We start from the raw sequence: 20,415 nt of genomic DNA, 5'->3' as shown, positions 1-20,415 counted from the left end.
AATTAATTTCTAGGAGGAGAATTATATTGTCAAAGGTAAAAGTAGCTATTCTTGGCTCAGGAAACATTGGTACAGATTTAATGATTAAACTTGGTCGCTCTGAATTACTAGAGCTGACTGCCGTGATTGGTATTGACCCACAGTCAGATGGTTTAAGACGTGCAAGAGAATTAGGCTATGCAGGGGTTGCTACTGGAATTGATGGTTTTCTAGCAGATCCTGAATTAGAAGCGGATATCGTATTTGACGCCACTTCAGCAAAAGCTCATCTCTATAATGCAAAGGTGTTAAAAGAAGCGGGTATTAAAGTAATCGATATGACTCCAGCCGCTGTTGGTCCTTATGTATGTGCGGCCGTAAACATTGACGAGCATTTAGAAAAAGACAATATCAATTTAATTACATGCGGCGGACAGGCGACCATTCCGATGGTTCATGCGGTAAACCGCGTAAGTCCTGTAGAGTATGCTGAAATCGTTGCGACCATTTCAAGTAAGAGTGCTGGACCAGGAACTCGTGCTAACATCGATGAATTTACTGAAACAACTTCACGTGCGATTGAAGTAGTGGGCGGAGCGAAAAAAGGCAAGGCGATTATTATTTTAAACCCAGCTGAACCTCCAATCATCATGCGTGATACTGTGTATACGCTTGTAGAGGAAGGAACAATGGACGAGGAAGGTATTAGAAAATCAATTGCTGATATGACAGAAGTGGTTCAATCATATGTTCCAGGCTACCAGCTCCGTACGGAACCTATTTTTGATGGAAATAAAATCACCATCTTTATTCAAGTAGAAGGTGCCGGTGATTACCTGCCAAAATATTCAGGAAACCTTGATATCATGACCGCTGCAGGTGTTAAAATTGCCGAAGAATTTGCTAAAAATCTATTAAAGAAAGAAACAGTTTAGGCTGTAGAAAGGGGTAAATAAAATGACAAACGAAAGAGATATTCTAATCACTGAGGTTGCCTTACGAGATGGAAGTCATGCAGTCTCTCACCAATATACAGTGGATCAAGTACTAAAAGTGGCTAAAGCATTGAATGACGCAAATGTTCCATATATTGAAGTATCTCATGGAGACGGTTTAGCTGGATCATCCTTGCAATATGGTCTTTCCCATACAAATGAAATGGAATTAATCGAGGCTGCAGTATCTGTTGCAGATAAGTCAAAAATTGCTGTCCTATTATTGCCAGGTATTGGTACGCTGCATGAATTGAAAGAAGCAGCAAATTTAGGCGCAAAGATGGCTCGTATCGCAACACATGTAACGGAGGCAGACGTAGCTCCACAGCATATTGCTTATGCAAAAGAATTAGGTATGGAAACTGTAGGATTCTTAATGATGAATCATATGGCTCCTGTCGATAAACTAGTAGAACAAGCAAAATTAATGGAAAGCTATGGAGCGGATACGGTATATGTAGTTGACTCAGCCGGTTACCTGCTGCCAGGTCAAGTTCGCGAAAGAATACGGGCACTTAAGCAGTCTGTCGGCGTCAACATTGGGTTCCATGGTCATAACAACTTATCGCTGGCGATGGCTAATACACTTGTAGCCATTGAAGAAGGAGCTACTCGAATTGATGGAAGTGTACGCTGCTTAGGAGCAGGTGCTGGTAATACCCAAACGGAAGTACTTGTAGCCGTTTGTGAACGAATGGGGATTAAAACTGGGGTAGATTTATATAAAATGATGGACTTATCAGAAGACATCATTGCACCACTTTTACCAGTACCGCAAGAAATTACAAAAGACAGCTTAACGCTAGGGTATGCAGGTGTTTACTCAAGCTTTGCTCTTCATTCAAAGCGTGCAGCTGAGAAATTTGGCGTAGATTCTCGTGATATATTAATTGAATTAGGAAAGCGCAAAGTAGTAGGCGGTCAAGAGGATATGATCGTAGAAGTGGCTGCTGAAATCGCCAAAAGCAAGAGTCGTTAAAAATAGATTAGTAGATTGGTTGAGGAACAAAAGACAATGAAAAGTTAAGTGAAGTGAGAACTTGCTTTCTTTCTTGCTTCACTTAACTTTTGTTTTATTTGAAAACGTTTTAGAGTTGATTCAAACAGTTCCTTCATAGAATTAGACATCTAAGAGTTAGGAGAAATAACATGGAATTAGTCATTATACTATTAGCACTCGGAATGTTGATGTTTATTGCATATCGAGGATTTACCGTTATCATTTTTGCACCTATTTGTGCGTTATTTGCCGTACTGTTAACAGAACCCGGATGGATTCTACCTTTTTACTCTAATGTATTTATGGGGAAAATGGTTGAATATATTCAGCTTTATTTTCCAATCTTCTTATTAGGAGCCATTTTTGGTAAAGTAGTAGAAATGTCAGGACTTGCTAAATCTATTGCTTCTACCATCGTTCAAGTCGTTGGTCAAAAAAGAGGAATGTTAGCCATCGTTTTACTTGCTGCTATCTTAACATATAGTGGAGTTAGCTTAGTGGTGGTATCGTTCGCAGTTTATCCATTTGCCGCACATCTTTTCAGACAATCAAATATTCCAAAGCGTTTAATTCCGGGTACAATTGCACTTGGTGCATTCACCTTTACAATGGATGCATTGCCTGGTTCACCACAAGTACAAAACGTAATTCCAACAAGCTTCTTTAAAACAGATCTTTATGCTGCACCTACGCTTGGGATTATCGGAGCCATTTTTATCTTCGTACTCGGCATGTGGTATTTAAACTCTCGTCGTATTAAAGCAGAAAAAGCTGGAGAAGGTTATGATAGCTTTGGAACAATCAAAGAAGAAAATGAAGTAATCATTAATTTAGAGGAACAAGAAAGTATCGGCCGTAAGATTTTTGCTTTTGTTCCTGTTTTATTGGTAGCTGTTTTAAACAAAGTATTTACAACGGTTATTCCACAATGGTATCCAAATGGTTTCGACTTTGAATCCATTGGAATGAGTTTTCCGAGCATTGAAACTTCAAAAGTTATCGGAATTTGGTCTGTTGAAATCGCCCTTTTAGTCGGTATTATCGCTACTATTCTTTATAATCGCAAACCTGTTATCATGAATTTCAAAGATGGAATGAGAGTCGGAGTAGCAGGTGCGCTTCTTGCTATTATGAACTCAGCAACAGAATATGGATTTGGAGCAGTTATTTCAAATTTACCTGGTTTTTCTATCGCAAGAGATGGGATTGCTAAAGTATTTGGTCATCCATTACTAAACGGAGCTGTTACAACCAATATTCTATCTGCTATCTCCGGTTCAGCTTCTGCCGGTATTGCCATCACTCTTGGGATGATGGCAGAGAAATATATTGAATTAGCAAATCAATTCGATATTCCACTCGAAGTTATGCACCGTGTTATCTCCATGGCTTCAGGCGGTATGGATACACTGCCGCATAATGGGGCGGTAATTACCTTATTGGCGATAACTGGTTTAACACATAAGCAATCTTATCGAGATATTTTTGCGATAACAATAATTAAAACCATCGCTGCTTTCTTCATCATTGCCGTTTATCTGTTAACGGGCATAATTTAAGGACAATTTCTAGCAAGTAGATCAAGTCTTATACCGGACGAGTCTACTTGCTTTTTTTTTATTCAATTACACCAGATTCTGAGATTTTGACATCCGTTTTTATCTTTACGACAAGATCTTTAGATTGATTCTCTCTCCAGTTTTTAAAATCGAAATTTCTTGTCTGTGTTTTTACAAAATGACCAAATCCCATAGGATCTATTTGCTTATCTTTGAAACGCTTTATCAGTTTAAGGGATTCCTGCTGAATGTCCTTTTCGAATTGTTTTTGTAATGCCTTTACCGTTTTTGGTGTGAGTTCTTGACCGGTAAATTCATTGATAATTCCATCAACTTTGATATGAATCATGATTTCAGTTGGATTTCTTTTAGTCAATTTAAAATTATGGGAAGAATGAATGCTTCGGACGGCTGCTTCACCACTATCTATTTTGACCTGGTGCATACCTTCACTGTATTTGTCTACTAGCAGCTTGAAAAAAAACATTTCTTCGGGTGCAATCAGATCAACCATTTTTCCATGTTTAAGGAGGGCAATCCCATTAATTTGTAATTTATCTTTTCCAATTTGTTTTAGCTGCGGTATAAAGGGGGTTTTTCCTTCTTGATAAAAATCAGCAAGAAACAGTTGTAAATTCGTTTTTGGAAGATCTTCATTTTTGATATTATGTTCCATTAAATCAGAGATGTAGGTGGCATTACCCCTTATACCATAGTTCCCTGATAGTAATTCCTTCGTTTCTCCATCTACCACAGCTAAGTATAGACCAGACCCCACACCTGGATCCCTTTGAAAGGGATCTACCAAAGGGAGAATTCCTACCTTTTCTGATAATGTCTTACTGAATAAGACGACCTCAAGGCTTCCCGTTACAACCGGGTCAGCGGTTTGCCGTTGAATCTCCTGTAGAATTGACTTTTTAATCTCAGCTTTCGCGGAGAAGGTATTACTTTTAGGTGGCTGGTCAGGCAGGTAAACGGGGACGATAACAGTGCCAAGGATGTTTTTTTTATCGATATAGTCGAAGCCTATCCCTTCCATTAAGCTAACATCATCTAATATCTCTTTCTCGACACAGCCAATTAGGATAAATGCTAGGAAAATAGAAGCGAATAATTTAAGTATGTGTCTCACGATTTCTCACCTTCTTTGCTATTAACGTACCTGCAAACAATAAGGGAATGTAAATGAAATTAAAGTAAAAACCAACCTTTGCTGTAATATCAGTCAGTATATTAATTTGATCTCTTGTTGATATCAAACTGGTGGCTATTAAACAAAGAGTGGCAATGGCCGGCACCGACATTTTTTGACGAACTGAAAAAAGCTGCTTTGCTAATCGACTTGCACACCATAATGAAACACATACATTGGGTAATATCACTATACCCCAGTTCGCAATTCCAATATATTCAAAGCGTTCAACAAAGGGTAATTTAATAACTTTCCACATTGTTAATGTTGGCCATAGGTTTTTTTGCAATTGTGCCTCCGAAAAAAAGCCAAAGGCTAGAATAGCCAAATAGATACAAATCATGGTTGTATATAATGCACCAAAGTGTGCCCACTTCTTGCTCCTTTCTGGGTTTTGTATAAACGGATAAAAAAATAATAAGGTTTCAAATCCTAAGACGGTAAACGTCATATCATGACTAGCAAGCAGCAGCTCCTTTATTGAATGATCGAAAATGGGAAGGAGGTTGGTAAAGTCCGCATACGGAATGATAATAACAAACAATCCAGCAATGTAGAATGGTAATATGATCGAAAAAAAGGCAATCCCTGCAACCGTCCTAAAACCCCCAAACACTATATAGATAACTAAAATAAGAAAGGCAAGTGCAAACCAAAAAGTTCTTAGTTCTGGAAACATCCATACTTGAACCACTTCTATATAGCTGCGCAGGACGGTTACGGAAAATAAACTAAAGTAAAGAATAAAAAAGCTGCTAAAGATTTTCCCGATTTTTTTTCCAAGTACAAATGTATGAATCGAAGTCATATCGCCATTTGCTGTTTTTAGCATTTTAAACATCATCCACAAAAGTATATGGATAACCAAACCCGTTAGAATGATGGAAATCCAAGCATCATATCCTGCGGTTTTAGCAATAAATCTTTGAAATCCGAGAATACCTACCCCTACCTGCATGGTATGAATAAGAAAAAATACGAGAAAAGGAGATATCTTTTTACTATCTGGAACGTTAGAATTCATACTGGTCCCTCTATTCATCTTCTATATCTTTCTTTTCCTTTGCTGCCTTTTTAGGGAAACGGTTGGGTTGCTTTGTTTTCAGCAGGAATGGTCTTTTTCTTTGTTTATCAAAAGATAGCCGTATAAAAGCATCTTTAAGGTCTTGCATCCTAGGAGGGTACAAAGGTTCTAAATAGGGCCTTCCTAGTGAAGTAAGACGAATAAGATGGGTCAATAAAAAACAAAAGCAGACTATTATCCCCAGCAGTCCCCATAACTCTGCAAAAAGTAAAAAGGGAAAGCGCAGTAACCGAATCGTATTGCCTATTCTGTAGACCGGGGTTGTAAAGGAAGCGAGTGCTGCTAACGCAATGAAAATTAATAGAATGTTACTCGTAAGCCCAGCTTCGACACTAGCCGTTCCAATAACAATCCCTCCAACGATACCAATGGTCTGACCGACCTTTGTCGGCAATCTAGCCCCAGCCTCTCGTAAAAGTTCAATCGTTAATTCAAGAAATAATGCTTCCAGAAAAGGGGGGAAGGGTATGGCCCTTCGGGAAGCTACTAAGGTACTCATTAAGTCTTGCGGTATTAATTCATAATGATAGCTAAGTGTTGCCACATATACGGGTGTAACCAAAACAGAAAACACAACGGCAAACAGTCGAATCAAGCGAAAAAAGGAAGAAAGGATCCAGTTTAAATAATAATCCTCAAATGAGCTAAAAAACTCAACAAGTGTAGTAGGTCCGATTAATGCATGGGGAGACCCATCAACAAATACCGCTACTTTGCCTTCGGCGAGAATGGCAGAAATTCGGTCTGGCCGTTCAGTATCAAGAAGCTGTGGAAATGGCGAATTTTGATTATCAGAAATAATTTGTACGATATAGGAGCTATCTGTAATTTCATCAAATTCAATACCTTTAATCCGCTGGCGGACCGTATTTACATTTTCAGGATTCGCAATACCATCAATGTAAAGAATGGCTACTTTAGTTTTAGAAAGCGACCCAACCGTTAATTTCTCCATGATTAATTCTTTAACAGGAATTCTTTTTCGAATCAGATTTAAATTCTGATCAATGGATTCTACAAAGGATTCCTTAGGTCCGATTACACTGAATTCAACCTCTGGGAGACTCACATTTCGTCCGACTTCTTTCCTAGCTCCCAAAAAACAAAACATATTATCTTTACCGTTTACAGTTAATAAGACAGACCCATTAAAAAGCTTTTGTTCTATTAGTGAGAGATCGTCTGAAAGCTGTACGTCAGCCAGTGGTATAATTTGTTTCACATCTTCTATTTGTTTGAAATTTTCTTCTAATAAATAGGGAAGGACACTTTCTTGGATGGTTTTTTCATCCACAAGGGTAGCAATAAATTTCAAAGAAAAAGTAATGTTTGATTTGTTGTTAAAAAATTCAATGCATTTAAAGTCCTCAGATTTCGCTAAAATCTTATCTAAACTTTCTCTTTCAACATTTTTGTTTCTAAAAAGATTAAACATACTACTTTCTCCTTTTTTGGAAGAGACCATATCGTAGTGTTTCCTATTTTGGGAAAGTTTATGTTACTAAAGAGTTTTATGCGTTTATAGGTAAATGATTAACAAATAAACTGTTTGAATATTCTATGAATATAGTATATTATTAAGGTGGATATAGGGATATATGCTCTATACTACTTATTAGCTCTTATTATGTTGAGTTTCATATATTATTATTATTCGGTAATGATTTTCTAGATATGTAGACGCTAGAACTTAAGCCAAAATAAGTCGTAGGGAAATCTACGCTTATTTTGGCTTTTCTTATTTATATAATTTTAAAAACGGGAGGTATCAAAAATGGATAATGATGAAATGAAGCGCTTAAATTTTTTACTTGAAATATATGTGGATGTGAATGTTGATAAAGATTTCTCAGTCCTTTCAAAAAACATTGATCCATTCTTTATTTTGAATATGTCGGGTCAACTGATTTATGTGAATGAAGTCTGTGAAGAACTTTTGCAGTGTTCTAGAGATGATCTAGTAAACATGAAACTGGGCAATCTTTTCATCTCATCTGTGTTAAGCGATACGCAAACGTTTTTTATTGATAAAAATCGTGAACAGCTTTTGAATTTTGATTCTAAGATCAGTTTGAGACCTGGAAATATGATTGATGTTAATGTAACGACTTTCCCAATCCTATTTAATGATGAAGTAGTAGGAAGCTATGTGGTTTTAAAAGATATAACATTAATTAAGAGAGAGAGGCAGCTGCTTTCAGAAAAACAAGCAGCCGCAGGTCAACTGGCTGCAGGGATTGCACATGAGATTCGAAATCCAATTACCGCGATTAAAGGTTTTCTGCAACTAATGATGGGAGAGCATAAAGGGGAAACGACGTACTTTAAAATTGTAGAATCAGAGATTGACCGCGTTGAAATGATTCTTAAAGAACTCATGGTTCTTGCAAAGCCAACAAAAATAAATTATCAAGAACTGGATTTACGCCTTCTTTTAGACAAGGTTCTGACACTTATGGAATCGCAAACCTTATTAAATAATATTGAAGTTATAAAAAAATTCCATGCACTAGAGGTAAGGATTGTAGGGGACGAAAATCAATTGAAACAAGTGTTTATAAACTATATAAAAAATGCTATCGAAGCAATGCCAAATGGAGGAAAGCTAATCATCGAAGGGATCGGACTAAATGAAAGCGCCCATATTCGAATTATCGATCAAGGCAGTGGAATGCCGCCGGATATTCTGAAACGTATAAGTGAACCTTTTTTTACAACCAAAGAACATGGGACGGGCCTTGGAATGCTTGTAAGCAATGAAATCATTGAGGAGCATCGTGGAAAGATAAATATAACCAGTAATACGGAAGGGACATGTATCGAAGTGATAGTACCGACCACTGGATAAACAATTGCAGTATAGTGAAAATAATGGTAAAATAAGAGAGTCTAATGTCTTGCAGTCATTAGTTTTGCAGTCTTTATATTTTACATAAAAACAACAATACTCGTAATCTGTGTGGTAAATGGAAGAAACTATTAAAATAGTCGTCTGAACCGTGGCCTAACTTCTTTTTGAAGTTAGGCCATTTTTATTTTAGTAAGGAGGGAGTACGTATTAAATCTAATCATGAAAATCTGGTATATCTTAGCAGTACATTTAGCAAATTGCTCAAACGGAGCTTTGGGAAAGGCCCAGAAACCTGTAATGTCTTCTTAAAAGGCAATAGATTTTACGTGTATATGCGAAACTTTATTACCCCTGCTGAGGAGGTATTGATTAAACAGGACAAGTTAGAGTTGGCAGTGGATTTTCGTTCTTCAATCATCAATGCAGTAACGGAGGATTACTTAACGGAAGTGTCGAAGGTTTTAGGGATAACCTTTGATCATTTCTTTCATGACTGGAATTATGATAAAAACACAGGAATCCTTCTGTTTGATCATTCCCAATCGGACCATGAAGAAAATCTAGATAATACTTTTGAAAGTAATCTTTTTGCCTTAATAGAGAATGTTGGGTCTAGTTACTATAAAAAACCTGCTAGCTTAAAAGTTATAAAGTTCACCCAAAATATTTGTGCAATTGAATCTAACGAGGTACTGCTGCCCCTCGAGAGATTGGTTTATGAAAAAGGGAATTTCGAATTACTGCTCCGTCAGGCTCGGGAGATCAAAAAAGGTTACTGGGAAAACAAAGGTCAATTTGAAGGTATCTTTAATCGTTTAATCGAGGATATGTTTATGATGTGGGATTATAAAAATAATAGAAATTTTCTTGTTTTCATCTTTAACAGATTATATACAATGAATTAGTATGAAAAAACATGTTGTAAGGGGGATTTCCTAAAATACAATGTGTTTTTTTATGTCCTTATTTTAACATAGCATGCTTTCGTACATACTAATTGGATAAACAGTCACCTTCCAATAAAGGAAAGTAAGGAGTTAAGATATATGATTGAATTAAAAAAGGAAGAGTATATTAGCAGTTACATAAGCAAATTGTTAAGAAAAAATTTTGGCAGGGGCCCTCGGAACTGTCACACCACAGTTACCAGTAATTATCTTGTCACATATGTAGGTGGTTTTTTATCACCGATGGAGGATATTATGCTGCAGCATGGACAGAACAAGTACGTTGACCATGCAAGAAACGTGATTATTACTCACCTGCTGGATGAAATAAAAGGAGTAATACAAATTACTTTTGACTTTGAAGTTGAAGAATACTACCACGATTGGGATTTACCTAATAACTCAGGCATCCTTATTTTTGTTTTAGATACGGAGACTGATCAGAAAATCAAAAGCGATATTGATATCCAAAGATTAGAATTGGAAGTAGGCCGGATCAGCTTACTGGTAGAAAAAGTACCAGATAAAATCAATATCTGCCCGATTTCTCCAACCATCTTCCTTATTGAAAGAAAAGGTATTCTTATTCAAATAGAAAAGGCATTAATTGATAAAGGATTTGAAAACGAGCTTAAATACACCAAGGATGAATTGGAGAAAGGTTACTTTCACCGATATGGCAGATTTGAAGACATCTTTCATAAACCAGTCAGGGATATTTTTATAGACTGGAATTTTAAAGAAGATAAATCAATAATGGCTTTTATCTTGAATTCCTAGGTAACCCCCGTCCGTTTCTTGGAGAAGGTTTGGTTCTTGTAATATAAAGCATTCCCGGAATAAGTGCTAAAGACACAATTACTAATATAATGGACATCGAATTTTGGTTAGCATCATTAATTCCTGTTGCAAACATCACTCCAAAGATACTAGAGGCGAGGATGTTTCCAATAAATCTTGATGTCATAAATAAGCCTGAGGCTATTCCGCTTTCAGATTTAGAAACAAATGAATAAAGCAGGTTCTGTAAACCAATATTTACTATTCCATTGCTTAAACCCAAGAGGGATAAAACACTAAAAATCCAAAATAGGGGGGAATTATGATTTATGGATAATAATAATACGACTCCAATTAATCCTGCAATTCCACCAGAAAGCAAAGGGTATCTGTAACCGGACTTTTCCATCCAACGTACGGCAATCGGTGTAATGAACATGGCAAATATTGAAATAGAAAGCATAATGATTCCGGTTAATTTGGATGTTAGGTTCAGCACAAGCTGCAAATAAATCGGCATTGAGAGCAGCATGGAGAAAAAGATAATCGTGGTTCCTGAATATAACGAATAAATTAATGTTATATTAATGTTTTTCTTAAAAAAATTAACATTAATAAAAGGTTCAGATTTCTTATTTTCGAATTTATAAAATACGTATGATACTAGTATGGCGACAGCTAACGACAAGTAATTTCCTCCATTTTCTAATGACTGAAGGAAGAACATCCATAAGAATATTAATGAACCAAATAAAATAATGCCTATCCCATCCCATTTAAAGGTTTTTTGGGAGTTTTTTGTATCTGCAGGGATAAATAGGAAACCCAAAATAGCTGAGGTTGCGATTATGGGAAAATTAACATAAAAGATAATTGGCCAGCCGCCCTGTTGTATTAACAATCCACTAATGGTAGGTCCAAAGGCAGCAGAGGTAGTGGCAAATACAGATAATGTACCAATCACTCTGTTTTGATTTGTTTCAATATACGAACGAACAATACCAATTCCAGCGGGATAAAGTGCGGATGTTCCTATTGCTTGAATCGTTCTCATTCCCAGTAGAAACTCCATATTCGGAGACAATGGAGCGGTAAATGAAGAGATTGCTACTAATAGCAGTCCTACGATAAAGATTTTTTTTCGGCCATAGTAGTCGCTTAGCTTTCCTATTAGTGGTAAAAAAATCGCGCTTACCATAAAGTAGGAGGCAATTAACCATGAAATATCTTTAGATGTTAGAAGAAATTCACTTTTTATATCAGGTATAGCAACCGTAATCATGGTCGTATTTAATGGATTTAATATAACGCCTAATGCTATGGCGGTTAGCAGTAACTTTTGACTTTTACCAGGAGCTGTTATCTTACTCTTTAACATAATGAATTCCCCTTACAATGGTTTCCTTAATGATACCAATAAAAGAAGAGTCTTTCATGAAGAAGGACTCTCATAGATATAGAGCGGAATGTTTACCGATTATTAAAGTTGACAGACAAGGCGTTTGCCATATCATCGTCTTTGTGATCGACGTGAATTTTATAATGGTCACCATCAACGGATGTGGTAAAATCACTGAATCCCTGATTTTGCAAAAAGTCGTCAATATCAGATAAATCTTCGCCTTGGGTTTTAAGTGTTTTGCGCCCAATAAAGGTCCCATTCACATAAACCTCATATTGGTCCTCATTTAATTTTACACTACTATTAGAATTACTATCTACATTCGTAAAGGGTAACATATTATTACCATTATTATTTCGATCGATCATCCGCGAACCTCCTTCTGCTTAATAATGTTACTATTTACTTGAAACGGGTTGGGTATGAGTAGTATGTATTATTAGAAATGTTCGGATAATGATTCTGCCATTACTTATTGCACTTTAATTTAATTCTTTTGATATATTAGAAAAGCTGTCCAAGTTAATGGACAGCTTTTTTGCGCAGGTAACTCATTATTACGGCCTTCGCTCTTTTAATTTATTCTGCAAAGTATTCAACTGCTGCAGTAACTGTTCATATTCCTCAAGTTCTATCTGGCAGGATAATATAACTTCTGCAACCTTGCTTGTAATTGGTTGTCTTTCAGAGACAGCTTTCTCCCGTAAATAGATGTAAACCTTTCTTTCGTCCTCTTTTGATCGTTCTTTTCTTAGCCAACCATTTGCTTCCATACGAGAAATCATAGGAGTTAAGGTTCCAGTCCCTAAGTTCAATTTAGTGCCTAATTCCTTTAATGTAACGCCATCTTCTTTCCATAAAGCTAGCAGGACTAAATATTGGGGATAGGTTAAACCAAAAGGCTGAAGGACACTGGTATATAATTTATTAAATTCACCGGCCGTTTCATAGACGGCAAAGCAGAGTTGTTTTTCTAATGTCATAAAATCTTCCATATTATTGGCCTAATTAAGAGAATAACTTTTCTAAGTCAATCTTTATTTTAGCTGGTTCAGTGGTTGGTGCATAACGCTCAACAACCTGACCATTCTTGTCTACAAGGAATTTGGTGAAGTTCCATTTAATATTTTTAGAGAGTAACCCCTTTTTCTGTTCCTTTAGAAAAGTAAACAAAGGATCCGCATGATCTCCATTTACATCTACTTTCGAAAACATCGGAAAGGATACACCGTAGTTTAATTGACAAAACTGAGTCGTTTCATCAATATTATCAAATTCTTGGTTATTAAATTGGTCGCAAGGGAAACCTAGGATTTCTAATCCCTGATCTTTATAATTTTCATATAATTCTTGTAGCCCTTTAAATTGGGGGGTAAGCCCACATTTGCTGGCGGTATTAACTATAAGTAAGGGTTTGCCTTTATAATCCTCAAGAGACTTTTCTTCACCATTTGTCATTTTCACATTGTAATCATATACAGTTTTCATTGTAATTCCTCCTGTGTGGTGAAAGTTATATATATATTAATCGCGTATGATTTAATCATACACGATTTAGTTTAAGAAAACAAGAACAATAAAAAAGCAGTATCCCACTAACGATGGGATACTGCACTATTTACACTTATTAACGAATGCCTTTCATTAGACCCTGAATTCTTGGAGCTAATGCAAAAAGGATAATACTTAGTACGATTGCAGCTCCGCCGATAACACCAAAATACGCCATCTCATTCGCAGGTGAATAAAACTTAACAACTTGCGCATTTAGTGCTTGTGCCGCAGCACTTGCTAAGAACCATAAACTCATGGTTTGTGCTGAGAAGGCTGCAGGTGCTAATTTTGTTGTTGCGGATAAACCAACAGGTGATATACATAATTCACCAAATACAACAATTAAATAGCTAAGAACAAGCCACATTGGGCTTACTAAAGTATCTGTGCCGCCAAGATAAGCAGGTAAAAGGATAACTAGGAATGACAGCCCGGCAAATAATAAAGCTAATGAGAACTTTTGAGGAACCGTTGGCTGGCGTTTTCCTAATTTAACCCATAACCCCGCAAATATAGGAGCAAAGATGATAATAAATAATGGGTTTAAAGATTGGAACCATGCTGGAGAAATGTCGATTCCCATCCAATCTAATTGAGTACGTTTGTCCGCGTAACTTGCAAGAATTGTTGAACCTTGTTCCTGAATCGACCAGAACATAACAGCCGCAATAAATAATGGAATATAGGCAATAATACGTGAACGTTCCACAGTTGTAGTTTTAGGGCTTCGGTACATAACAACGAAATAAATAGTTGGAATGATAATACCAAGGAGTGTAACGATATTAATAAAGCTTGCAAACGTTAAGACTCCCATTGGGATTAAAACAGCACATAAAACCGCAAGAACAATTACGCCTAATCCAATGAAAGTAAATGTCTTTTTCTTTTCTGCCTTTGAAAGAGGATTTGGAACCGTAGTACCTGCAAGACCAAGATTTTTCTTTTTAGTCAATACAAACATGACAAGTCCAAGGAACATACCAACAGCAGCAATACCAAAACCAAGGTGGAAGCTATAGTCCATAACACTTCCAACAATTAATGGCGCTAGGAAGGCCCCTGCGTTAATTCCCATATAGAAGATGGTGAAACCTGCGTCACGACGATCATCAGTTTCACTATACATTTCACCAACGACAGTTGAAACATTCGGTTTAAGCATCCCTGTACCAAGAACGATTAATACCATGGATACAAAGAACATTGCTACGCTTCCAGGTACTGCAAGGACAATATGACCGAGCATAATTAATACTCCGCCGTAGAATACCGCTTTCGATGTACCGAATATCCGGTCAGCTAACCAGCCTCCAATAATACCGGACATATAAACGAGTGACCCATAAATGGACATGATGGAAAGAGCTAAGTTTTCATCGAGCCCTAATCCGCCTTTTGAGACCTCATAGTACATATAGTAAACTAGGATGGCTCTCATTCCGTAATAAGAGAAACGCTCCCAGAATTCTGTAAAGAAAAGTGTGAATAAGCCTTTTGGATGTCCAAAGAAACCCTTCTGAGGGACACTATCCACAATTTTCTGCCTATTATAATTCGACATAATTCTACCTCCCTTTATTATATTATAATACTTTCGATTGTTTTCAATTGTCAAAAACTATTTTTGGCAAGTGGGAATCAAATGATTAGAAACATTGTTATAACGGGAATATTGAAATTAGTCAGGTGAAAAGAAAGTTTTTTTGAAATAATAGTTCTATTTAGATAAAACGAATTATTGCAAAAAATATATACAGAAAAATTGGTGATATTTTCATCATAAATGATACCGCTTTCTCTTGTTTTTTACTCATTTCATGGTATGATTGTAATAAAAGTAAAATAATGATCACATGTTACTGATACGAACAGGCATGGTGGTAAATAAAAGGCGAATTCTGCACTTTTATTGTACCCCCATGCCTTTTTTTATTAATTCTGAAAGTAAAGGGGTATTGGTATGGTATTTAGTATATTTAAAAAAGCGAAACTACAAATATATGCACCGGTTAATGGAGACATTAGGTCATTAGAGGAGGTTCCAGATCCGGTATTCAGTCAAAAGATGATGGGAGAAGGGATAGCCATACTGCCGAAAGAGGGAAATATTTATTCCCCAGTAGACGGAACCGTTATCCTCGTTGCTGCCACAAAGCATGCTGTCGGCATTCGGGCTAATGATGGGACAGAAATCCTAATCCATGTAGGGTTAGAAACGGTATCTTTAAATGGAAAGGGCTTTAGAGCAGCAGTCAAAGAAGGAGATAAGATTTCAGTTGGCCGAATGATAATGGAGGTTGATTGGGAATATATTAGTACAAATGCAAAAAGCACGATAACACCCATTGTTATTACAAATAGTGAAGCTAGAAACAAACAATATACTCTTACAGAGGAGAAAAAAGCCGTACAAGGAAAAACGGTAATTATCTCAGGTTCCTGATGTAATCTTCTATTAAAGGGGGTGGTTGAGCTAAAAATAAAGTGTAAGAATTTTCCCAGTGATCCCAATCTGCTATAAAGATTGACTTTTGTGATTTCCATACCGCAAAGCAATTATTCCTTATTTTTACACTGTCTAAAGCAGGGAGGAAACCATTCAATCTGATAAAAGCGCCTGGAGTCAAACGGGACAAGAAAGCTGTTATTTGTTTTATAAAAAGATAGGGGGAATAAACAATGATGAAATATCTTCAAAGACTAGGCCGTTCCTTAATGCTGCCAGTAGCAGTTTTACCTGCTGCCGCAATATTGATGGGAATAGGGTACTGGATAGATCCTACAGGCTGGGGAGCTGAAAGTCCAGTCGCTGCTTTCTTAATTAAAGCAGGTGGATCCATTATCGATAACATGGCTATCCTTTTTGCGGTTGGGGTAGCGCTGGGTATGTCAAAAGACAAAGATGGTTCAGCTGCAATAAGCGGATTGGTCGCTTATTTAGTTATTACTACTGTGTTATCAACAAACTCAGTGGCTTTGCTTCAAGGAGTTGATCCCGAAGCTGTTAACCCAGCATTCGCAAAAATTGGAACACAATTTACAGGGATTCTTTCCGGTATTATCGCCGCAATTATGTATAATCGTTTCAGTCATGTGAAGTTACCAGATGCGTTATCTTTCTTTAGTGGGAAACGACTTGTTCCTATTATGACTTCCGTAGCGATGTTAGCAGTATCATTAGTCATGTTCTTTGTTTGGCCAGTTGTTTTTTCTGGACTTGTTTCTTTTGGTAAAGGGATTAGTGATCTAGGTGCAATCGGTGCAGGTATATATGGTTTCTTCAACCGTTTATTAATTCCAATCGGTTTACACCATGCCTTAAACTCTGTATTCTGGTTTGATGTGGCTGGAATTAATGATATTGGTAATTTCTGGTCTAGTAAGGGTGAACAGGGTATCACTGGCAGGTATCAGGCTGGATTCTTCCCAGTTATGATGTTTGGTTTACCAGCAGCTGCATTAGCAATGTACCATACTGCTAAATCTTCGAAGAAAAAAACAGTAGCTGCCTTAATGATGGCTGCAGGTGTAGCCTCATTTTTCACTGGGGTTACAGAACCTCTTGAATTTGCGTTTATGTTCGCTGCTCCTGCACTTTATGTAACACATGCTGTATTAACAGGTCTTTCATTAACGATTGCAGCTGCGTTCCAATGGACAGCAGGATTTGGCTTTAGCGCAGGATTGGTTGACTTCGTGTTAAGTTTAAAAATTCCAATTGCGAACCAGCCATATATGTTACTTGTTCAAGGTCTAGTATTTGCTGTAATCTACTATTTCTTATTCCGCTTTATCATTACAAAGTTCAACTTAACGACACCTGGTCGTGAAGATGATATTGATGAAGTGTCGGAGGATGTGCAATCAGGTGGTAATAAGTTTGCTGCAATGGCTGCTAAGATTTATGAAGGCTTAGGCGGAGACGCAAACGTTACATCTGTAGACAATTGTGTAACACGCCTGCGTTTAGAAGTGAAGGATATGGATGCAGTAGACCAAAAGAAGATTAAATCAACTGGGGTACCAGGAATAAATATTGTTGGTAAAAACAGCATTCAGGTTATTGTCGGTACTAATGTTCAATTTGTAGCGGATGAAATTGCAAAAATCCGTAAGGGAAAATAGGATTAAAGAAAATACCGCTTGGACCATTTGGTTCAAGCGGTTTTTCAACTTATCTATTTCTAATTCTTTCTATATGTATGGTGATATATCCGAGTTCTTGTTCAGGGAGGTGGATACCATGGTTTTCCGCAAGAAGCTTGGCAACTTTCTGTGAAACATTGTAGGAGAGTGCGAATTTTTTCTTCAGCATCGCGAGCATTTCATCATCCATTATTGGCTGGGATTCATCATTTACTCTGGATAGAGTAAATCTCAGATGAGTCATTAAACGCTGATAAGAAAGGTCATCTTCTTCTATTGATATGCTAAGTGAATTTTTAATGGTCTGAATCATTTCACCAATGATAGCAGTCTGCCGTAGTGTTTGTTTCATATCGTTGCTTTGGGGCTTCGAGGTATGAATGTGCAGGGCAATGTAGGCTGCTTCATCCACTGGCATTTTTACTCCTGTTATTTTTTCAATATGTCTTATTGCCCACATGCCAATATCAAATTCTTTTTTATAAAGGATCTTTATTTCATCAAAAAGTTTATTTTTTAGGTGAATTCCCTCTGTTGCTCTTTCAATAGCAAAAGACAAGTGATCTGTTAGCCCAATATGAATATGCTCGTTTAATTTTAATCCCAAATTATCTTCTGCATAGGAGATAATGTCTTCAGAGATAGAAAAGTGTTCCTCAGGTATTTGCTGAAGAAGCTGTTGGAATTTCTCATTTTCCTTCATAACAAATAGCTTTTCAATTTTACTTGGATTGATGATGTCATTCTTCCTTTTTTCATAGGCAATACCCGCACCAATGGCTATCTTTTCTTCATTGTTGTCTAAAACTACAACAGCATTGTTATTGAGGATTTTTTTTATTTTCACGAAACCACAGCTCCTTGTTACGCTATTACTACCATCTTACATTTTAAAACAAAATGGGTCTACCTTTTAAAAACAAAGCTATACAAAACAGCTTAAAGCAGGTAAACTAAAAGATAAATTACCAATAACTCCTATAAGAAAGGTGGGTTATGTTTGTCTGATAAAGTACGATCTATACCAAGACCGCTTGTGAAAACAAACCAATGGGTGATTGTCATTAGTGCCGTATTAACACTGGTTTTCGGTGAGGGATGGTTTTTAATAATCCCATTACTTGCAGGAATATCAGGAATTGTTTTTAAATATAATCCGATCATGAATATCGCAAAACTTTTTCTAAGGAAAAAACCAGAAGAGTATATCCCGGAGGACTGGGAGCAGCAGCAATTTAATCAAAAAATAGCTGTATTTTGTTTGGCTGCTGGGTTCATAAGTTTTCTGCTTGGCTGGAATACAGTGGGGTATGTGTTCACCATTATCGTTGCCACCGCGGCATTAGTGGCAATCCTCGGATTTTGCATAGGCTGTTTTATTCATTATCAATGGAAGATGTATAAATATAAAAAAGCAATTAAATAGTAAAAAAACTGATGCAGGCTTCTGCATCAGTTTTTTTACTATAAAACCGCTTTTGTTTTTAGTGATTTCTTTTGCCATGTGAAGGTAATGAACAGTGTTATGACTAATAATACAAACCCCAATATGAAAGGATAGGTGATTTTGACGTCATATAGTAATCCTGCAAGTGTTGGTCCAAGGACGTTACCAATACTCATATAAGCATTATTCATTCCCATCGCAAAGCCCTGTTCGTTTCCTGCCAGCTTGGAAATCAACGTATTCAACACAGGGCGGAGTATAGAGGTGGATAGGAAAATAAAAAGTGAAATGATAAAGAATAGTGAGTAGCTTGAAGCGAACAGTGAAAATAAAAATCCAGCTGCAGCTACAGCAATAAATACATTTAATACAGATTTTTCACCGTAACGATTTACAATTCTATCGACCACAAACAGCTGAACAATAACACTGACAACCCCGGTTGCCGTAACCATTATGGCAATATCTTTCGCGGATGATTGAAATTGGTTATCAAGGTATAAACCTATAACCGATTCGTAGGCAATTAATCCAAAACTCATTACAAGGGTAATAATAAGTGGAATGAAATAAGGCATTGTCACTGAACGGGCTATTTTGCGTACCATGGACTCATCAGGGGGCATTTCAGCCGATTCTCCGGTAGGAGCTGTTTTACTCTCTTTTAAAAGGAGAACGGAAAACAATACGGAGACTAGAGAAACAAGTGCTGATACTAAAATAGGAAATTTTAAGCCAAACCCTGCTAAGAATCCACCAATTCCAGGACCGACAACAATACCAAGAGACATAGCAGCCGAAACTAAGCTATTCCCTTTTGCCCGTTGCTCCATCGTGGTAATGTCTGCGATATAAGCAAAAATGGCTGGAACAAGCATAGCACAGCCGATTCCGCCAACTGCACGGGAAGCATATAGTACCCAGATTGAGTTGGACGCGTAAAAAATAAACATCGACAGGGTTAAACCTGCTAATCCGTATATAATCATCTTTCTGCGGCCATATTGATCTGTCCATTTACCTGCAATCGGAGAAAAGATGAACTGAGCTCCGGCAAAGATGGCTATGAACAGGCCTGCAGCCGTTCCGCCTTGATTAATGGACTCCAAATAGGCTGGTAAAATGGGAATGATGATACCAAAACTCCCAATTGCTATAAACATGTTAATCATCAACATGGTGATTTTCTTTCGTTGATCTCCTGTCATCAAGAAGCCACCTTTCATACAAAGAATTACACCTATATCTATAGTGTAAAATTTTTCACTGCTTACTATCTTATATAGCCATACATGCTTTTGTCAAAGAGAAAGTTTATTTAGAAAAAAGAAAAGGAGCTCAAATTTTTAGAGAAATATTAAAGGTAAGCAATTATTTGCGGGTTTTATTTTTTGATAATTCTGTACAAACTGTTGCTAAAATTTGGTATTATTTATCTTAAGGATAATGTACATAGCTTCTTGATGTAAAGGA

Annotated in this window: 19 protein-coding genes; 9 read left to right on the top strand and 10 right to left on the bottom strand. The window is 36.9% G+C overall.

Annotated elements, in window-relative coordinates:
• The first annotated feature begins 26 nt into the window (after window positions 1–26).
• The 3 genes from ACIQAA_RS21460 (at window position 27) to ACIQAA_RS21450 (ending at window position 3,533) form a co-directional block, all read left to right on the top strand.
• Entirely contained in the window at window positions 27–914 is an 888-nt protein-coding gene (locus tag ACIQAA_RS21460; RefSeq protein ID WP_402623423.1) for an acetaldehyde dehydrogenase (acetylating), read from the top strand.
• Between the two features lie 22 nt (window positions 915–936).
• On the top strand, window positions 937–1,953 hold the full coding sequence (gene dmpG, locus ACIQAA_RS21455) for a 4-hydroxy-2-oxovalerate aldolase (RefSeq protein ID WP_402623420.1): 1,017 nt from the start codon (window positions 937–939) through the stop codon (window positions 1,951–1,953).
• 170 nt (window positions 1,954–2,123) lie between these two features.
• Window positions 2,124–3,533, top strand: a complete 1,410-nt coding sequence (locus ACIQAA_RS21450) for a GntP family permease (RefSeq protein ID WP_402623417.1) — start codon at window positions 2,124–2,126, stop codon at window positions 3,531–3,533.
• 58 nt (window positions 3,534–3,591) lie between these two features.
• Here the strand turns inward: ACIQAA_RS21450 and ACIQAA_RS21445 are convergent, their stop codons facing one another.
• From ACIQAA_RS21445 to ACIQAA_RS21435, 3 genes are read right to left on the bottom strand one after another with little or no spacing between them, the layout of a single operon-like run.
• The gene (locus ACIQAA_RS21445; protein WP_402623415.1) at window positions 3,592–4,668 is read right to left on the bottom strand and encodes a Ger(x)C family spore germination protein; all 1,077 of its coding nucleotides are present in this window, start codon (window positions 4,666–4,668) and stop codon (window positions 3,592–3,594) included.
• On the bottom strand, window positions 4,652–5,752 hold the full coding sequence (locus ACIQAA_RS21440) for a GerAB/ArcD/ProY family transporter (RefSeq protein ID WP_402623413.1): 1,101 nt from the start codon (window positions 5,750–5,752) through the stop codon (window positions 4,652–4,654). The genes ACIQAA_RS21445 and ACIQAA_RS21440 overlap by 17 nt, the downstream gene beginning before the upstream one ends.
• A 10-nt stretch (window positions 5,753–5,762) precedes the next feature.
• Window positions 5,763–7,247, bottom strand: coding sequence for a spore germination protein (locus ACIQAA_RS21435; RefSeq protein WP_402623410.1), 1,485 nt, complete (start codon window positions 7,245–7,247; stop codon window positions 5,763–5,765).
• Between the two features lie 339 nt (window positions 7,248–7,586).
• On the opposite strand from ACIQAA_RS21435, the gene ACIQAA_RS21430 reads away from it, so the two are divergent.
• The 3 genes from ACIQAA_RS21430 to ACIQAA_RS21420 all read left to right on the top strand — a co-directional run bounded on the left by ACIQAA_RS21430 (window position 7,587) and on the right by ACIQAA_RS21420 (window position 10,390).
• On the top strand, window positions 7,587–8,660 hold the full coding sequence (locus ACIQAA_RS21430; protein ID WP_402623407.1) for an ATP-binding protein: 1,074 nt from the start codon (window positions 7,587–7,589) through the stop codon (window positions 8,658–8,660).
• Between the two features lie 167 nt (window positions 8,661–8,827).
• A complete protein-coding gene (locus ACIQAA_RS21425; RefSeq protein WP_402623405.1) occupies window positions 8,828–9,568 on the top strand; it encodes a Na-translocating system protein MpsC family protein in 741 nt (246 codons plus the stop codon).
• A 141-nt stretch (window positions 9,569–9,709) separates the two neighbouring features.
• A complete protein-coding gene (locus ACIQAA_RS21420) occupies window positions 9,710–10,390 on the top strand; it encodes a Na-translocating system protein MpsC family protein (protein ID WP_402623402.1) in 681 nt (226 codons plus the stop codon).
• Here ACIQAA_RS21420 and ACIQAA_RS21415 read toward each other — a convergent pair.
• The 5 genes from ACIQAA_RS21415 to ACIQAA_RS21395 all read right to left on the bottom strand — a co-directional run bounded on the left by ACIQAA_RS21415 (window position 10,374) and on the right by ACIQAA_RS21395 (window position 14,910).
• Complete coding sequence (locus ACIQAA_RS21415) at window positions 10,374–11,768, bottom strand: MFS transporter (protein ID WP_402623399.1); 1,395 nt, start codon at window positions 11,766–11,768, stop codon at window positions 10,374–10,376. The two genes, ACIQAA_RS21420 and ACIQAA_RS21415, sit on opposite strands and share 17 nt — an antisense overlap.
• Window positions 11,769–11,860: 92 nt before the next feature.
• Window positions 11,861–12,160, bottom strand: a complete 300-nt coding sequence (locus ACIQAA_RS21410) for a hypothetical protein (protein ID WP_402623396.1) — start codon at window positions 12,158–12,160, stop codon at window positions 11,861–11,863.
• Between the two features lie 189 nt (window positions 12,161–12,349).
• Complete coding sequence (locus ACIQAA_RS21405; protein ID WP_402623393.1) at window positions 12,350–12,775, bottom strand: MarR family winged helix-turn-helix transcriptional regulator; 426 nt, start codon at window positions 12,773–12,775, stop codon at window positions 12,350–12,352.
• A 25-nt stretch (window positions 12,776–12,800) separates the two neighbouring features.
• Window positions 12,801–13,280 carry a glutathione peroxidase gene (locus ACIQAA_RS21400; RefSeq protein WP_402623391.1) on the bottom strand — a complete coding sequence of 160 codons (480 nt, stop codon included), beginning with the start codon at window positions 13,278–13,280 and terminating at the stop codon, window positions 12,801–12,803.
• Between the two features lie 139 nt (window positions 13,281–13,419).
• Window positions 13,420–14,910, bottom strand: coding sequence for a peptide MFS transporter (locus ACIQAA_RS21395; protein WP_402623388.1), 1,491 nt, complete (start codon window positions 14,908–14,910; stop codon window positions 13,420–13,422).
• Between the two features lie 399 nt (window positions 14,911–15,309).
• On the opposite strand from ACIQAA_RS21395, the gene ACIQAA_RS21390 reads away from it, so the two are divergent.
• Together ACIQAA_RS21390 and nagE are read left to right on the top strand one after the other, a co-directional pair.
• Window positions 15,310–15,792 carry a PTS sugar transporter subunit IIA gene (locus ACIQAA_RS21390; protein WP_402623385.1) on the top strand — a complete coding sequence of 161 codons (483 nt, stop codon included), beginning with the start codon at window positions 15,310–15,312 and terminating at the stop codon, window positions 15,790–15,792.
• 236 nt (window positions 15,793–16,028) lie between these two features.
• Window positions 16,029–17,474, top strand: a complete 1,446-nt coding sequence (gene nagE / locus ACIQAA_RS21385) for an N-acetylglucosamine-specific PTS transporter subunit IIBC (protein ID WP_402623382.1) — start codon at window positions 16,029–16,031, stop codon at window positions 17,472–17,474.
• Between the two features lie 49 nt (window positions 17,475–17,523).
• Here the strand turns inward: nagE and ACIQAA_RS21380 are convergent, their stop codons facing one another.
• Entirely contained in the window at window positions 17,524–18,342 is an 819-nt protein-coding gene (locus tag ACIQAA_RS21380; RefSeq protein ID WP_402623379.1) for a PRD domain-containing protein, read from the bottom strand.
• Window positions 18,343–18,495: 153 nt separating this feature from the next.
• Here ACIQAA_RS21380 and ACIQAA_RS21375 point away from each other — a divergent pair, with 153 nt between their 5' ends.
• Window positions 18,496–18,921 carry a DUF4395 domain-containing protein gene (locus tag ACIQAA_RS21375; protein ID WP_402623377.1) on the top strand — a complete coding sequence of 142 codons (426 nt, stop codon included), beginning with the start codon at window positions 18,496–18,498 and terminating at the stop codon, window positions 18,919–18,921.
• Between the two features lie 38 nt (window positions 18,922–18,959).
• Here the strand turns inward: ACIQAA_RS21375 and ACIQAA_RS21370 are convergent, their stop codons facing one another.
• The gene (locus ACIQAA_RS21370; RefSeq protein WP_402623374.1) at window positions 18,960–20,150 is read right to left on the bottom strand and encodes an MFS transporter; all 1,191 of its coding nucleotides are present in this window, start codon (window positions 20,148–20,150) and stop codon (window positions 18,960–18,962) included.
• Window positions 20,151–20,415 lie beyond the last annotated feature (265 nt).

This window comes from Neobacillus sp. NPDC093182 (assembly GCF_044754045.1).
The sequence above is the reverse complement of the archived record's forward strand: the minus strand, read 5'-3'. Positions and strand labels throughout refer to the sequence as shown.

Bases quoted from the DNA above. Each gene is read 5' to 3' on its own strand.
- dmpG (WP_402623420.1), top strand. From the start codon at position 937: ATGACAAACGAAAGAGATATTCTAATCACTGAGGTTGCCTTACGAGAT.
- ACIQAA_RS21450 (WP_402623417.1), top strand. From the start codon at position 2,124: ATGGAATTAGTCATTATACTATTAGCACTCGGAATGTTGATGTTTATT.
- ACIQAA_RS21440 (WP_402623413.1), bottom strand. From the start codon at position 5,752: ATGAATTCTAACGTTCCAGATAGTAAAAAGATATCTCCTTTTCTCGTA.
- ACIQAA_RS21435 (WP_402623410.1), bottom strand. From the start codon at position 7,247: ATGTTTAATCTTTTTAGAAACAAAAATGTTGAAAGAGAAAGTTTAGAT.
- ACIQAA_RS21430 (WP_402623407.1), top strand. From the start codon at position 7,587: ATGGATAATGATGAAATGAAGCGCTTAAATTTTTTACTTGAAATATAT.
- ACIQAA_RS21420 (WP_402623402.1), top strand. From the start codon at position 9,710: ATGATTGAATTAAAAAAGGAAGAGTATATTAGCAGTTACATAAGCAAA.
- ACIQAA_RS21415 (WP_402623399.1), bottom strand. From the start codon at position 11,768: ATGTTAAAGAGTAAGATAACAGCTCCTGGTAAAAGTCAAAAGTTACTG.
- ACIQAA_RS21410 (WP_402623396.1), bottom strand. From the start codon at position 12,160: ATGATCGATCGAAATAATAATGGTAATAATATGTTACCCTTTACGAAT.
- ACIQAA_RS21405 (WP_402623393.1), bottom strand. From the start codon at position 12,775: ATGACATTAGAAAAACAACTCTGCTTTGCCGTCTATGAAACGGCCGGT.
- ACIQAA_RS21400 (WP_402623391.1), bottom strand. From the start codon at position 13,280: ATGAAAACTGTATATGATTACAATGTGAAAATGACAAATGGTGAAGAA.
- ACIQAA_RS21395 (WP_402623388.1), bottom strand. From the start codon at position 14,910: ATGTCGAATTATAATAGGCAGAAAATTGTGGATAGTGTCCCTCAGAAG.
- ACIQAA_RS21390 (WP_402623385.1), top strand. From the start codon at position 15,310: ATGGTATTTAGTATATTTAAAAAAGCGAAACTACAAATATATGCACCG.
- nagE (WP_402623382.1), top strand. From the start codon at position 16,029: ATGATGAAATATCTTCAAAGACTAGGCCGTTCCTTAATGCTGCCAGTA.
- ACIQAA_RS21370 (WP_402623374.1), bottom strand. From the start codon at position 20,150: ATGACAGGAGATCAACGAAAGAAAATCACCATGTTGATGATTAACATG.